This is a genomic window from Actinomadura decatromicini (genome assembly GCF_008121305.1).
Taxonomy (GTDB): domain Bacteria; phylum Actinomycetota; class Actinomycetes; order Streptosporangiales; family Streptosporangiaceae; genus Spirillospora; species Spirillospora syzygii.
The window spans coordinates 512482-525817 of the sequence record NZ_VSRQ01000007.1 but is presented as its reverse complement, the minus strand read 5'-3'; the positions used below and the strand labels follow the sequence as shown (position 1 = coordinate 525817).

The 13336-nt window shown below is 74.0% G+C and carries 14 protein-coding genes; 9 read left to right on the top strand and 5 right to left on the bottom strand.

The genetic code is table 11. From position 1 onward, the window contains the following. Window positions 1–4 precede the first annotated feature (4 nt). Window positions 5–1237 (top strand): PrsW family intramembrane metalloprotease, encoded by a 1233-nt coding sequence (locus FXF68_RS32420; RefSeq protein WP_148765933.1) that lies wholly within the window; start codon window positions 5–7, stop codon window positions 1235–1237. A gap of 86 nt (window positions 1238–1323) precedes the next feature. Continuing rightward, a complete protein-coding gene (locus FXF68_RS32415; protein WP_187438199.1) occupies window positions 1324–2316 on the top strand; it encodes a COX15/CtaA family protein in 993 nt (330 codons plus the stop codon). Between the two features lie 28 nt (window positions 2317–2344). On the opposite strand, the gene polX is transcribed toward FXF68_RS32415, so the two are convergent. Together polX and prcB are read right to left on the bottom strand one after the other, a co-directional pair. Beyond that, the gene (polX, locus tag FXF68_RS32410; protein ID WP_148765931.1) at window positions 2345–4063 is read right to left on the bottom strand and encodes a DNA polymerase/3'-5' exonuclease PolX; all 1719 of its coding nucleotides are present in this window, start codon (window positions 4061–4063) and stop codon (window positions 2345–2347) included. 62 nt (window positions 4064–4125) lie between these two features. Next, a complete protein-coding gene (gene prcB, locus FXF68_RS32405; protein ID WP_148766184.1) occupies window positions 4126–4935 on the bottom strand; it encodes a proteasome subunit beta in 810 nt (269 codons plus the stop codon). Between the two features lie 317 nt (window positions 4936–5252). On the opposite strand from prcB, the gene FXF68_RS42695 reads away from it, so the two are divergent. From FXF68_RS42695 to FXF68_RS32385, 6 genes are all read left to right on the top strand, one after another. Further along, the gene (locus FXF68_RS42695; protein ID WP_187438198.1) at window positions 5253–5414 is read left to right on the top strand and encodes a hypothetical protein; all 162 of its coding nucleotides are present in this window, start codon (window positions 5253–5255) and stop codon (window positions 5412–5414) included. Between the two features lie 104 nt (window positions 5415–5518). Next, on the top strand, window positions 5519–5686 hold the full coding sequence (locus FXF68_RS42690; protein ID WP_187438197.1) for a hypothetical protein: 168 nt from the start codon (window positions 5519–5521) through the stop codon (window positions 5684–5686). An 87-nt stretch (window positions 5687–5773) separates the two neighbouring features. Beyond that, window positions 5774–6283 (top strand): MauE/DoxX family redox-associated membrane protein, encoded by a 510-nt coding sequence (locus tag FXF68_RS32400; protein WP_148765929.1) that lies wholly within the window; start codon window positions 5774–5776, stop codon window positions 6281–6283. After that, window positions 6283–6798 carry a thioredoxin domain-containing protein gene (locus FXF68_RS32395; RefSeq protein ID WP_148765927.1) on the top strand — a complete coding sequence of 172 codons (516 nt, stop codon included), beginning with the start codon at window positions 6283–6285 and terminating at the stop codon, window positions 6796–6798. Before FXF68_RS32400 ends, FXF68_RS32395 begins: the two co-directional genes overlap by 1 nt. Continuing rightward, entirely contained in the window at window positions 6795–8648 is a 1854-nt protein-coding gene (locus FXF68_RS32390; RefSeq protein ID WP_148765925.1) for an ABC transporter ATP-binding protein, read from the top strand. The genes FXF68_RS32395 and FXF68_RS32390 overlap by 4 nt, the downstream gene beginning before the upstream one ends. Further along, window positions 8645–9145: a S26 family signal peptidase gene (locus tag FXF68_RS32385; RefSeq protein ID WP_148765923.1), complete on the top strand. Its 501-nt coding sequence runs from the start codon at window positions 8645–8647 to the stop codon at window positions 9143–9145. Before FXF68_RS32390 ends, FXF68_RS32385 begins: the two co-directional genes overlap by 4 nt. A 34-nt stretch (window positions 9146–9179) precedes the next feature. Here the strand turns inward: FXF68_RS32385 and FXF68_RS32380 are convergent, their stop codons facing one another. From FXF68_RS32380 to FXF68_RS32370, 3 genes are read right to left on the bottom strand one after another with little or no spacing between them, the layout of a single operon-like run. Continuing rightward, entirely contained in the window at window positions 9180–10142 is a 963-nt protein-coding gene (locus FXF68_RS32380; RefSeq protein ID WP_148765921.1) for an EamA family transporter, read from the bottom strand. A 32-nt stretch (window positions 10143–10174) separates the two neighbouring features. Then, window positions 10175–10891 (bottom strand): ABC transporter permease, encoded by a 717-nt coding sequence (locus FXF68_RS32375; RefSeq protein WP_148766182.1) that lies wholly within the window; start codon window positions 10889–10891, stop codon window positions 10175–10177. A gap of 50 nt (window positions 10892–10941) precedes the next feature. Beyond that, window positions 10942–11880 (bottom strand): ABC transporter ATP-binding protein, encoded by a 939-nt coding sequence (locus FXF68_RS32370; RefSeq protein ID WP_148765919.1) that lies wholly within the window; start codon window positions 11878–11880, stop codon window positions 10942–10944. Window positions 11881–12081: 201 nt separating this feature from the next. On the opposite strand from FXF68_RS32370, the gene FXF68_RS32365 reads away from it, so the two are divergent. Next, window positions 12082–13323, top strand: coding sequence for an arginine deiminase (locus FXF68_RS32365; protein ID WP_148765917.1), 1242 nt, complete (start codon window positions 12082–12084; stop codon window positions 13321–13323). Window positions 13324–13336: the final 13 nt, after the last annotated feature.

The following is a 13336-nucleotide window of genomic DNA, read 5'->3' as shown; positions in this document are numbered from 1 at the left end:
CGGCATGGCGCAACTTGACCCCAAGGCGGTGCTGGAGGGCCGGGTTCCCGGCCGGCCCCCGGTCGGCATGATCATCGGTATGACCGTCTCGGGGCTGTGCGTCCTGATCGCGCTCGGCGCGGACGTCGCCATCGGGGGAGCGGGCTTCTGGGTCGGGGTCGTCCTCGCCATCCTGCCCATCCCGGTGCTGGTCGCCCTCGCGCTCACCCTCGACCGGCTGGAGCCGGAGCCGCCGCGCGCCCTGGCCTTCTCCTTCCTGTGGGGCGCCGGGATCGCGGTGCTCGGCGCGCTGGTCCTTAACACCCTCGGGCTGCTGTACGTGACCGTCCCCGTCTTCGGCGAGACGGAGGGGCACTTCGTCAGCGCCACGTTCGGCGCGCCCGTCATCGAGGAGACGCTGAAGGGCGCCGTCCTGTTCGGGCTGCTGTGGTTCCGCCGCAACGAGATCGACGGGTTCGCCGACGGGATCATCTACGCCGCCATGGTCGGCCTCGGGTTCGCCATGATGGAGAACATCACGTACTACATGCGGGCCTTCGAGGAGGGCGGGGCCCAGCAGCTCCAGGCCGTGTTCATCCTGCGCGGGCTCGTCGCGCCGCTCAGCCACCCGCTGTTCACCTCGATGACCGGGCTCGGCGTCGCCTACGCCGCCACGCACCGGCGCTGGCAGCTCCTCGCCCCGCTCGCCGGGCTGCTCGGCGCGATGGTCCTGCACGGGCTGTGGAACGGCGCCGCCTCGTACGGGCTCGGCGGGCTCGGCGTCGTCTACCTGCTGGACTTCTGCGTCCTGGTGGTCCTGATGGTCATCGTGCTGGTGGAGCGGCGGGGGACCGTCCGGCGCATCGAGGCGTACCTGCCCATGTACGCGGGGACGGGCCTCGTCACGCCGCAGGACGTGCGGATGCTGCGCTCGCTGCCGTCCCGCCGCGCCGCCCGCCGGTGGGCCCGCGCGGTCGGCGGCCCGCCCGCCGCCCGCGCCATGACCGACTACCAGCTCGCCGCGACCGAGCTGGCGCTGCTGCACAAGCGCGCCGACCGCGGCGTGGCCGAGCCCGCCTGGTTCGTCACCCGGCGCGACTCGCTGTTGAACCTGATGTCGCTGGCCCGGCAGGCGTTCCTGCGGACGCCGCCGCGTCCCGGCGCGAGCCGCCTCGGCGGCCCGCCGTGGGCGGGGCCGGGGCCATCGGGCTTCACCCCACAGGGCCCTTACGGAGGTCCACCGGCCCCGCGCTACTGACCGATCGGAGGCCGGTGCGGGTCCGGGCCGGGCGCTTGCCGGGGGGCGGGGCGGGGGCGCGGTGGGGCGGCCATACGATTGGTGCCGTGGCAGAGCGTCGGACCTCCTCCCTCCTGACCCGGACCCGGGACGCCGTGTGGCGCCCGACGGCCGGGTCGCTGCGGCTGCTCGCGCTCGTCGGCGTCCTCGGCAACGTGGTGATCGTCGTCAGCGGCGGCGCCGTGCGGGTGACGAAGTCCGGGCTCGGCTGCCCCGACTGGCCGCGCTGCTCCGGCGACAGCCTCGTCCCGACGCACGACCCCGAGCACCACTGGCTCAACATGTCGATCGAGTTCGGCAACCGGCTGATCACGTTCGTGGTGCTGGGCGTCGGGGTGCTCGTGTTCGTCGCCGCGCTGCGGCTGCGGCCCCGCCGCAAGGACCTCGTGTGGTGGGCGCTGGCGCAGCCGATGAGCGTGGTCGCGCAGGCGGTCATCGGCGGGATCGTCGTCCTGACCAAGCTGCACCCGGCGGCCGTGTCGCTGCACTTCCTGGTCTCGCCCGCGCTGCTGGTCTTCTGCGTGGCGCTGTGGGTCCGCGCAGGCGAGGGCGACGCGCCGCCGCGCCCGCTCGCCGGGCCGTGGACGCGCCGCCTCGCCGCCGCGCTGCTCGTGTCGTGCGCGGCCGTGCTCGTCGCGGGCACCGTCGTCACCGGCACCGGGCCGCACGCGGGGGACGCCGAGTCCCGCCGGTACGGCTTCGACATCACCGACGTCGCCCGCGTTCACGGCGAGCTGGCCTGGGTCACGATCGGGCTGACGCTGGTCATGATCCTCGTCCTGCACCGGACCGGCGCCCCGGCGGCGGCGCGCCGCCGGGCGCACGAGCTGGCCGGGATCATCGTGGTCCAGGGCGCGATCGGCTACATCCAGTACGCGCTCGGCGTCCCCGAGGGACTCGTGCTGCTGCACATGCTCGGCGCGGTGCTCATGTGGATCACGGCGTTCCGGCTCTTCTTCGCCCTCCGCGACCGGGGGCAGGTGCCGACCGCCGCTCCCGTGGTGGAGCCCGTGCAGGCGGAGGCCCCGCAGCCCGCCTGACGGCCCTCAGCCCGCCGACGGCCCGCGCTCAGCGCTTCTTGAGGAACGCGCGGAGCCGGTCGAGCGGCCAGGTGTTGATCACATCGTCCGGGGTGAGCCAGCCGCGCTGGGCGGTGCCGACGCCGTAGCGGATGTTGCGGTGGTGCCCGAGCGAGTGCGCGTCGGTGTCGACGGAGAACTTCACGCCGAAGCGCTTCGCGCGGCGGATCAGGTCGGCGGGCAGGTCGAGCCGGTCGGGGAACGAATCGATCTCCATGGCGGTGCCGGTGCGGGCGGCGGCGCGGAACACCTCGTCCCAGTCGGCGTCGACCGGCGGGCGGCGGCCGATGCTGCGGGCCGTCGGATGTCCGATGACGTGGACGTGCGGGTTCTCGCACGCGCGGACGAGCCGCCGCGTCATGGTCTCCTGGTCCTGGGTGAAATGCGAGTGGATCGACGCGACGCACACGTCGAAGCCCGAAAGGAAGTCGGCGTCCCAGTCGACGCCGCCCTCCGGGCCGATGTTCAGCTCCGTGCCGTGCAGGAGCGTGAGGTCGCGGTACTCCTTCTGCAGTTCGGCGACCTCGGCGCGCTGGGCGAGCATCTTCTCGTCCGTCATGCGCTGCATCACGAGGTCGGGCGCGTGGTCGGTGATCGCGTAGTACTCCAGGCCGCGGGCGTGCGCGGCGGCGACCATGTCGGCGAGGGAGGCGACGCCGTCGGTCAGGTCGGTGTGGCTGTGCAGGTCGCCGCGCAGGTCGTCGACGGTGACGAGGCGGGGAAGGTCGTCCTTGAGGGCCGCCTCGATCTCGCCGGTGTCCTCGCGGAGCGTCGGGTGGACCCAGGGCAGGCCGAGCCGCTCGTAGACCTCCTCCTCGGTCGCGGAGACGATCAGCTCGTCCGTCTCGGCGTCGAACAGGCCGTACTCGGAGAGCTTGAGCCCCGCCTTCACCGCGATCTCGCGGGTGCGGATGTTGTGGGCCTGCGAGCCGGTGAAGTACTGCAGCGCCGCGCCCCACGACTCCGGCGGGACGACCCGCAGGTCGACCTGGAGCCCCTTCGCGGTGCGGATCGACGTCTTCTTCTCGCCGCTCGCGACGACCTCCGCGACGAACGGCAGCGCGGTGAACGCCGCCATGATCGGCTTCGGGTCGCGGGACGCGGCGAGGACGTCCACGTCGCCGATCGTCTCCCGCATCCGGCGCAGCGAGCCCGCGTGCTCGCACCGCTCGACCTCCGGCAGCCCGGAGAGCATGGCGACGACCTCGTCGGCGACGCTCGCCGCGGCGTCGAGCAGGACGCGCTCGCCCGAGCTGCGCATCAGCTCGATGCCGTGGAGGATGTTCTCCTCGGTCTTGGCGCCGAAGCCCTTGAGGCCGCGCAGCCGCCCCTCCTTGATCGCGTCGGCGAGGTCGTCCACGGACGAGATGCCGAGCTCCTCGTAGACGGTGAGGGCCTTCTTCGGGCCGAGGGTGGGGATGGCGGTCAGCGCCCGCACCCCGGCGGGGATCTGCGTCCGCAGCTCCTCGACCTGGCGGATCGTCCCGGTGGTCGTGTAGTCGAGGACCTTCTTCGCGATCGCCTCGCCCACCGTGGGGATCTTGCGCAGCCCGGCGAGGTCGAGCTCGGAGACGTCGCCGGGATGGCCCGCGATCGCCCGCGCGGCCTTCTCGTACGCCCTGATCTTGAAAGCGTCGCCGCCGGTGATGGACAGCAGGTCCGCAAGTTCCTGGATGAGGGCCGCAGCCTCGTCGTTCGCCCGTGCCATGCCTTCGAGTCTAGGAGCCGGGTACGACGTTTCCCGGCCCGCACCCGGCCCCCGGCGCGGGGTCAGCGCAGCGGCGCGACCGGGCCGTTCGGGGCGTCGAGGCGGGCCCGCAGGACCTCGTCGGCGATCGCGGCCACCTGCTCCTCGGGCAGCCGCCGGTAGCCGTCGGCGGTGACGACCGCGATCGTCGGGTAGATGCGGCGCGCCGGGTCGGGGCCGCCCGTGGCGGTGTCGTCGTCGGCCGCGTCGTAGAGGGCCTGGACGCAGACCGTCGCGGCGTCCTCCAGGGACAGGTCGGTGCGGTAGAGCTTCTTCAGCGCACCCGTCGCGTGGGGGGAGCCGGAGCCGTCCGCGTGGAAGTGCCGGGCCTCCTGGGGCGCGCCGGTGATGTCGTAGGTGTAGATGCGTCCCTCGTCGGCGTCCGGGTCGTACCCGGCGAGCAGCGGGACGACCGCGAGCCCCTGCAGCGCCTGCGCCAGGTTGGCCTGGATGACGGCGCCGAGCCTGCGGGCCTTGCCCGGCAGCGACAGCGGGACGGTCTCCATCTTCTCGTAGTGCTCCAGTTCCACCTGGAACAGCCGGACCATCTCCAGCGCCAGCCCGACCGTCCCGGCGAACGCGACGGCGGAGTACTCGTCGCCGCGCTGCACCTTGTCGAGCTCGCGGTAGGCGATGCGGTTGCCCTGCGTGGCGCGCCGGTCGCCCGCCATCATGACGCCGCCGGGGAACGTCAGCGCGAGGACGGTCGTCCCGTGCGGCAGCTCGGGCACGTCGCCGTCCGGCACCCGGTTCACCGGCAGCAGCTCGGGGGAGTGGGCGCGCAGCAGGTCGACGAACGACGGCGACCTCGCCTCGAAGAACTCGGGCGGCATCCCCTGCTCCTCGTTCCGGCCGGCCACGGCTGCTCCCCTCGCTGGACGATCACTACGCCTCCGATCCTTCCACGCCCCGCCGGCCTCCCGCCACCGCGCCCGTCCGCCGCCCGCGAACGCCCGGATGGTTGATCTATCAACATCAATAAGACAGGTTTCGGTCAATTTGAGTTGATATCAAGCGGTGCCGATATTGCCGCGTCCTGGGGCGATGGCACGTTCCAGGGAAAAACGATCATGACTCTTGTGCCGAAATTCCGGACCGTTCCATGATCGCTCCAACCGATCGGCCGGGACCCGGCCGGAGAGGACACGCCATGTCGCGCATCGCCGACAAACTGCTCGCACGCATCGCGGGCAAGGCCGCCGCCGAGGCCGCCTGCAGCACCACCGCCATCTGCCGCTTCGGTCACATCTACCTGCGCACCTGCTGCCTGAACCAGGGCTGCTCGGAAGTCCGTACCCGCGACCTCTGCTAGCCGGTCCGGCCGTGGGCCGGGGCGGCGGCATGCCGCCGCCGACAGACCGCTTCACGATCGTTCCGACTGACCGGCCGGGACCCGGCCGGAGAGGAGACACCACCATGCCGCGTATCGCCGACAAGCTGCTCACCCGTATCGCGGGCAAGGCCACCGTCGCAGCCTCCTGCACCACCACCACCTACTGCATCAGCAACCACATCGTCTATCGCACCTGCTGCCTGAACCAGGGCTGCACGGACCGCCGCACCGGCAACATCTGCCACTGGTGATCCGGTCGTAGGGCGCGGGCGGCGGCGCGCCGTCGCCCGTTCCCCATAGACCGCCCTGGAAGAACCGCTCTCAATGGGGAGGACGGCGTGGGGTACCTGCACGTGGGGTGCGCGAGCCTGGTCGGGCTCGTCTTCCTCGTCGGGGTCGTGTCCAAGCTCCGGGACCTGCGCGGCTTCGCCGCGTCCGTGCCCGGTCTCGTCCCGGGCCTGCCGGGGCGGTGGACGATGCCCCTCGCCGTCCTCGTGGTCGCGCTCGAAGCCGTCGTGGCCGCCGGGTCCGTCCCGCCCGCGACCCGGCCCTACGCGCTCTGCCTGGCGGCGGCGCTCCTCGCCGCGTTCGGCGCCGCCATCGGACGGGTCGTCGCGGGCGGCGGACCCCGGGCAGCGTGCCGCTGCTTCGGCACCCGGAGCGCCCCGCTCGGGGTCCGGCACCTCGTCCGCAACGGGGTGCTGTTCGCCGCCTGCCTGCTCGGGCTCACCGCCTCCCGGCCCACCCCCGTCGCGGGCGCCGTCGTCGCCGCGGCGGCGGGCGCCCTCGCCGCCGTCCTCATCGTGTCGCTCGACGACCTCGCCCACCTGCTCACGGGAGGCTCCTGATGCCCTACCTCGCCGCGGCCGTCGTCCTCGTCGGCCTGATCGCCGTCCTCAACCTGCTGCTCACCCTCGCGCTCGCGCGGCGGCTGAAGGAGCCGGCCGCCGCCGGGACCACGCACTCCGGCCCCCCGGTGGTCCTGCGTCCCGGCTCGCGGCCCGCCGCGTTCGCCTCCAGCACCACCGACGGCGAGCCCGTGACCGACGCGACGCTCCCCGCCCTGGTCGCGTTCTTCTCCGCGGGCTGCGGTCCGTGCCACGCCCAGGCGCCCAGCGTCGCCGAGCACGCCCGCGCGGCCGGCCGGGAGAACGTCCTCGCGGTGATCGCCGGGGACGACCCGGAGCTGGTCGCGACCCTCGCGCCCGACGTCCGGCTGGTCGTGGAGGAGGACCAGGCGGGCCCGGTCTCGGCGGCGTTCCAGAACGAGTGGACGCCCGCGCTCTACCTGATGGGCGACGACCGGACCGTCCTCGCGACGGGTGGCCGTCTGACCGACCTCCCCCTACCGGCCCGCGGATGACCGCGCTCGTCCCGGCGTCCGCCAAGGGGCCGCGGTTCGGCCTGCGGGACGCCGCCACCGCCGCCGCGACGGCCGTGCCGCTGGTCGTGCGCGCCGCGCCGCGCGGGGCCGCCGGGCATCTGCTGCTGACCGTGTCCGCGGCGGGCGCGCCCGTCGCGACCGCCTGGCTGACCAAGGTCGTGATCGACCGGCTGGCCGCGCCGCAGGGCGCGGTCGGCGGGGTCGCCGTCGCGCTGGTCGGGGCGGGGCTCGCGACCGCCGCGACGCCGCCGCTCGTCCGGTACCTGAGCGCGCAGACCGGCCGGGCGGCGTCCGCCGTCGCGACCGACCGGCTCTTCGCCGCCACCGAAAGGCAGGTGGGCCTGCGCCGCTTCGAGGATCCGGCCTTCCTCGACCGGCTGCGGCTCGCCCAGGACGGCGCGGCGGGCGTCGGCCAACTCGTCGAGGGCGTCGCCGGGACGCTCCGCGGGGCGCTGTCGCTGGCCGGGTTCGTCGGGGCGCTCCTCGTCCTCAGCCCTGTGATGACCGGGGTCGTCCTGCTGGCCGCCGTGCCGGTGCTGGTCGCGGAGCTGCTGCTGGCGCGGCGGCGGGCGGCCGTCCAGTGGGGGAACGAGATGGCGCACCGGCGCGAGTTCTTCTACAACGGGCTGCTGACCGGGGTCCAGGCGGCGACGGAGATCCGGCTGTTCGGCATCGGCGCGTTCCTGCGCTCCCGGATGATGGCCGAACGGCTCCGCGTGAACCGCGCCGACCGCCGGATGGACCTGCGCGAGCTCGCCACGCAGGGCGGCCTCACCACGCTGAGCGCGGTCGTCGCGGGCGGCGGGCTGCTGTGGGCCGTCACCGCCGCGCGGCACGGCGCCCTCAGCGTCGGGGACGTCGCCCTGTTCGTCGCGGCGGTCGCCGGAGTCCAGTCGGCCCTCGACTCCGCCGTCATGTCGGTGGCCGTCGTCCACGCGCGGCTGCTCGCCTTCACGCACTTCGCGGCCGTCGTCCGCGCCGAGCCCGACCTGCCGCGCGCCGCGGACGGCGACGCGCCGCCGCTGCGCGAGGGCGTCCGGCTGCGGGACGTGTGGTTCCGCTACAGCGACGACCACCCCTGGGTCCTGTCCGGGGTGGACCTGCTGATCCCGGCGGGACGGGCGGTGGCGCTCGTCGGGCTGAACGGCGCGGGCAAGAGCACCCTGGTCAAGCTGCTGTGCCGCATGTACGACCCGACCCGAGGGGCCATCCTCTGGGACGGCGTCGACCTCCGCGACATCCCGCCCGAGCGGCTGCGGGACCGGATCAGCGCCGTCTTCCAGGAGCACATGCACTACGACATGACCGCCGCCGAGAACATCGGGCTCGGCGACCTCCCCGCCCTGGACGATCCGGAGCGGCTGCGGGCGGCCGCCGTCCGCGCGGGGATCCACGACGAGGTCGCGGGCCTTCCGCGCGGCTACGACACACTCCTGACCAGGATGTTCTTCTCCGAAGCGGACAAGACCGACCCCGACACGGGGGTGGTCCTCTCGGGCGGCCAGTGGCAGCGGCTCGCGCTCGCCCGCGCGTTCGTCCGGGAGGGCCGCGACCTGATGATCCTGGACGAGCCCAGCTCCGGACTCGACCCGGAGGCCGAGCACCGGGTCCACGCCGAGATGCGCGCCCACCGGGACGGCCGGACCAGCCTGCTGATCTCCCACCGGCTCAACACCGTGCGGGACGCCGACCTCGTCGTCGTCCTCGCCGACGGGCGGATCGCCGAGCGCGGCACCCACGACGAGCTGCTCGCGGCGGACGGCCCGTACGCCCGCCTGTTCCGCCTCCAGGCCGCCGGTTACCAGGCGCCGGAGGTGGCGGCGGGATGAGGACGATCGGGTGGGCGGTGCCGGGCGCGGCGGTCGCGGTCGTCCTCGTGGCCCTCGGGATCCGGCGGCGCCTGCTGGTGGCGACGGTGTCGGGGCGGAGCATGGAGCCCGCGCTGCGCTCCGGCGACCGGCTGCTGGTCCGGCGGACGCCGCGGGCCCGCCGCGGGCAGATCGTCGTGGTGCGGGCGCGCGTCCCGCTGCTGGACGGGCCGCCGCCGGAGGCCGCGACCGCCGTCGAGGTGGAGCCCTCGGCGGCGGAGCTGGAGTCGTACGCGAAGCACGGTCTGCTGCTGATAAAGCGCGTGGCGGCGGTCGGCGGCGACCCGGTGCCGCGCGAGGCGTGCCCGGCGCTGCGCGACGTCCCGGAGGACGTCGTGCCCCGCGGCGCGCTGGTCGTGGTGGGCGACAACCGGCCGCTGAGCTGGGACTCCCGCGAGTTCGGCTACGTCCGTCCGGGGGACTGCGTGGGCGTCGCCATCCGCCGGATGAGGCTGTGAGACCACCCGCCGGAGGCCACCACACCCCGGGGCGTCACGCCTCGGGGGCCTCCGGCGGGTTCTGCTGGCTGCGGGTCGCCCCGGCGCAGGCGACGATGACGCAGCAGATCGCGATCCACTGCCGTCCGGTGAGGACCTCGCCGAGCAGCGCCAGCCCGACCAGTGCCGCGACGGCGGGCTCCAGGCTCATCAGGACGCCGAACACCCGCGCCGGCATCCGGCGCAGCGCCTCCAGCTCCAGCGAGTACGGGATCACCGACGACAGCAGCCCGACGCCGACGCCGACCAGCAGCAGCCGGGGGTCGAGCAGCGCCGTCCCGGCGGACGCGACGCCGAGCGGCAGGATCGCGAACGTCCCGACGATGCTCGCGACCGCGAGGCCGGTGGAGCCGGCGAACCGCTTGCCGGTCGCGGCGGTGAGCAGGATGTACCCGGCCCAGCACGTCCCGGCGAGGAGCGCGAACGCGATGCCGGCCGGGTCGAGGCCGCCGGAGCCGCCGCGCGCCAGCATGACGACGCCCGCCCCGGCGAGGACGACCCACAGCGCGTCCCGCGGCCGCCGGGACGCGACGATCGACACGGTCAGCGGCCCGAGGAACTCGATCGTCACCGCGACGCCCAGCGGGATCCGCGCGAACGACTGGTAGATCGAGAAGTTCATCAGCGCCAGCGCCAGCCCGAACCCGGCGGCGATGGCGAGGCTGGAGCGGGAGTGGTCGCGCAGCACCGTCCGCAGCGCCCGCCGGGCCAGGAACCCGAGGACGACCGCGGAGGTCAGCAGCCGCATCGTGACGATGGCGCTCGGCGGCAGCCGGTCGAACAGGTGCTTGGCGAGGCCCGCCCCGACCTGCAGCGAGATGATGCCGAGCAGGATCAGCGCGGGCGGCGGCACCGACCCGAGCGACAGCGTGCGGACCGACAGTGCGCGGACGCGGAAGCGCCCCGCCGCCGGCCGGGACGCTCCCCCGTAGGACCCCGGCGCCTCAGCGGAAGCCATCCCCCACCCCCGTCACTCCCATCCGAACCCGGTCACTCCCACTTGAAGAACTTGGCGGCGAGCGCGAGGCCCGCGACGGCCCACACCGCGAGGACGATCATCGGCGTGCCCGGCAGTGCCGCGCCGTCCTGGAGGACGTCCCGCAGCCCCTCGGCCAGCGCCGAGACGGGCAGCAGCTCCAAGGCGTCCCGCACGCCGCCGGGGAACTCGTCCAGCGGGAAGACGACGCCGCCCACCGCGAGCAGCAGGATGTAGACGAGGTTGGCGGCGGCGAGGGTCGCCTCCGCCCGCAGCGTGCCCGCCATCAGCAGCCCGAACCCGCTGAACGCCGCCGTGCCGAGCAGCAGCAGGAGCAGCACCGACCCCGGGTCGCCGTGCGGGTGCCAGCCGAGCGCCAGCGCGACCGCGCAGATCACCACGGCCTGCACCGCCTCGACGGCGACGACGCTGAGCGTCTTCGCGGCGATCAGCCCGCCGCGCGGCAGCGGCGTGGCGCCGAGCCGCTTCAGGACGCCGTACCGGCGCTCGAAGCCCGTCCCGATGGCCTGCCCGGTGAACGCCGTCGACATCACCGCGAGCGCGAGAACGCCCGGCGCGAGGAAGTCGACCCGGTCGCCGGGCCCGAGGTCGAGCAGCGACGTGGCGCTGAACAGGGTGAGCAGCACCACCGGGATGATCAGCGTCAGCAGGAGCTGCTCGCCGTTGCGCAGCACCGCGCGCACCTCGTAGGCGGCCTGGGACAGGATCATCCGCGGCGGCGGCGCGGCCCCCGGCGCGGGCGACAGGTCGAGCGGGGCGGTCACGGGCGCAGCTCCCGTCCGGTCAGTTCGAGGAAGACGTCCTCCAGGGTGCGGCGCTCGATCCGCAGGTCCTCGGTGAGGACGCCGTGGGACGCGCACCAGGCGGTGACGGTGGCGAGGAGGCCGGGGTCGACGTCCGCCTCGATGAGGTAGTGCCCGGCGGGCGACTCCTTCGCCGCGCTCCCCGCGGGCAGCGCGGACAGCAGCTCCTCCAGCCCGAGCCCGGGACGCGCCCGGAACCGCAGCTGCCGCTCGGCGCCCGTCAGCTCCTCGGGCGCGCCCTCGGCGACGACCCTGCCGTGGTCGACGATCACCACGTGGTCGGACAGGCGCTCGGCCTCGTCCATGTTGTGCGTGGTCAGCACCACCGACACCCCGGCGGCGCGCAGCTCCCCGACGAGCTCCCAGGTGGCGTGCCTGGCCTGCGGGTCGAGGCCGGTGGTGGGCTCGTCGAGGAAGACCAGCTCGGGGCGTCCGACCACGGCGACGGCGAGCGACAGGCGCTGCTGCTGCCCGCCCGACATGCGCCGGTACGGCGTGCGGGCGTGCTCGGTGAGGCCGAGCCGCTCCAGCAGCGCGGCCGGGTCGAGCGGCGTGGCGTGGAACGAGGCGACGAGCCGCAGGAACTCGCCCGCGCGGGCCGTGCCGGGCACGCCCCCGGACTGCGGCATCACGCCGACCCGCGGCCTGAGCGCGCGCCCGTCGGCGGCGGGGTCGAGGCCGAGGACGCGGACGGTCCCCGAGTCGGCCCGGCGGAACCCCTCGCAGATCTCGATCGTGGTCGTCTTGCCCGCGCCGTTCGGGCCGAGCAGCGCGGTGACCGCGCCCCGGGCGGCGCTCAGCGAGAGGCCGTCCACGGCCCGGCGTTCGCCGCCGGCCGCGGCGTAGCGCTTCACGAGCCGGTGCAGCTCGACGGCGCCGTCTCCGGGGGGTGTCATGCCGACGAGTCTAGATCCGGGACGGGCGCGCTCCGCGCCCGGTCCCGCCGCCCCGGCCGGGAAAGGTCGGGCAAAGCCGCGGGGCTGAAGTCGATCTAGTTTCGCCCGCCTGAGCGGGGGGAATTTCCCGCCGTGTCGGCGGGCCCGTCCCGGCGGCCGGGGCGGGGTGCGGCGGCGTGGCCGCGCCGGAGGAGGTGGGGGATGCCGTTCCATGTCGGTTCGGAGGTCGGGCGGCTGCGGGGTGTCCTGATCCACCGGCCCGAGCTGTCGCTGAAGCGGCTCACCCCGTCCAACGCCGCCGGTCTGCTGTTCGACGACGTGCTGTGGGTGCGGCGGGCGATGGAGGAGCACGAGGAGTTCGAGGACGTCCTGCGCTCGCAGGGCGTCCGCACGTACCTGTTGCTCGACCTGCTGCGCGAGACGATCGGGATCCCGGAGGCGCGCAAGCACGTCCTCGACGCGGTCGTCGACCCGCACTGGTACGGGCCGCTCGCCACCGACGCGATCCGCAACTGCTTCGACGCCATGGAGGTCGACGAGCTGGCCGCCTTCCTCATCGGCGGCATCACCAAGCGGGAGATGCTGGAGCGGATGGAGGAGCCCGCGTCCATCGCGTTCCACTCCATCGGGACGGACGGGTTCGTCCTGACCCCGCTGCCCAACCACCTGTTCACGCGCGACACGTCCTGCTGGATCTACGACGGCGTCTCGATCAACACGATGCGCATGAAGGCGCGGATGCGCGAGACCGTGAACATGGAGGCGATCTACCGCTGGCACCCGCTGTTCGCGTCCGGCTACGGCAGGCCGGAGGCGGGCGGGTTCCACGTCTGGAACACCGGGACGGCGATGGCCCCGGCGACCCTGGAGGGCGGCGACGTCCTGGTGATCGGGAACGGGGCCGTCCTGGTCGGGATGAGCGAGCGGACGCAGCCGCAGGCGGTCGAGATGCTCGCCCAGTCGCTGTTCGCCTCCGGGTCCTGCCAGAAGATCGTGGCGCTGCGGATGCCGCAGAAGCGGGCGTTCATGCACCTCGACACCGTGATGACCATGGTCGACCACGGCGTGTTCACCAAGTACGCGGGCATGGGGATGCTGCCCTCGCACACCGTCGAGCCGGGAGACACCGAGAAGGAACTCAAGATCACCGACCATCCGCCGGAGGACATGCACCGCGTCATCGCGGCGGCCCTCGGCCTGGACGACGTCAAGGTGCTCGTCCCGACGCAGGACGTCTTCTCCGCCGAGCGCGAGCAGTGGGACGACGGCGCCAACGTCCTCGCCGTCTCGCCCGGCGTGGTCGTCGCCTACGAGCGCAACGCGACCAGCATCGACCACCTCACCCGCAACGGCATCGAGGTGATCACCATCCGGGGCAGCGAGCTCGGCCGCGGGCGCGGCGGCCCCCGCTGCATGACCTGCCCGCTCGAACGGGACGCCTGACCGCGGGACGATC

Excerpts from the sequence above, each read along its gene's own strand:
- FXF68_RS32420 (WP_148765933.1), top strand. The coding sequence starts at position 5 with ATGGCGCAACTTGACCCCAAGGCGGTGCTGGAGGGCCGGGTTCCCGGC.
- polX (WP_148765931.1), bottom strand. The coding sequence starts at position 4,063 with ATGGCACGGGCGAACGACGAGGCTGCGGCCCTCATCCAGGAACTTGCG.
- prcB (WP_148766184.1), bottom strand. The coding sequence starts at position 4,935 with ATGCCGCCCGAGTTCTTCGAGGCGAGGTCGCCGTCGTTCGTCGACCTG.
- FXF68_RS42695 (WP_187438198.1), top strand. The coding sequence starts at position 5,253 with ATGTCGCGCATCGCCGACAAACTGCTCGCACGCATCGCGGGCAAGGCC.
- FXF68_RS42690 (WP_187438197.1), top strand. The coding sequence starts at position 5,519 with ATGCCGCGTATCGCCGACAAGCTGCTCACCCGTATCGCGGGCAAGGCC.
- FXF68_RS32395 (WP_148765927.1), top strand. The coding sequence starts at position 6,283 with ATGCCCTACCTCGCCGCGGCCGTCGTCCTCGTCGGCCTGATCGCCGTC.
- FXF68_RS32390 (WP_148765925.1), top strand. The coding sequence starts at position 6,795 with ATGACCGCGCTCGTCCCGGCGTCCGCCAAGGGGCCGCGGTTCGGCCTG.
- FXF68_RS32385 (WP_148765923.1), top strand. The coding sequence starts at position 8,645 with ATGAGGACGATCGGGTGGGCGGTGCCGGGCGCGGCGGTCGCGGTCGTC.
- FXF68_RS32380 (WP_148765921.1), bottom strand. The coding sequence starts at position 10,142 with ATGGCTTCCGCTGAGGCGCCGGGGTCCTACGGGGGAGCGTCCCGGCCG.
- FXF68_RS32375 (WP_148766182.1), bottom strand. The coding sequence starts at position 10,891 with ATGATCCTGTCCCAGGCCGCCTACGAGGTGCGCGCGGTGCTGCGCAAC.
- FXF68_RS32370 (WP_148765919.1), bottom strand. The coding sequence starts at position 11,880 with ATGACACCCCCCGGAGACGGCGCCGTCGAGCTGCACCGGCTCGTGAAG.
- FXF68_RS32365 (WP_148765917.1), top strand. The coding sequence starts at position 12,082 with ATGCCGTTCCATGTCGGTTCGGAGGTCGGGCGGCTGCGGGGTGTCCTG.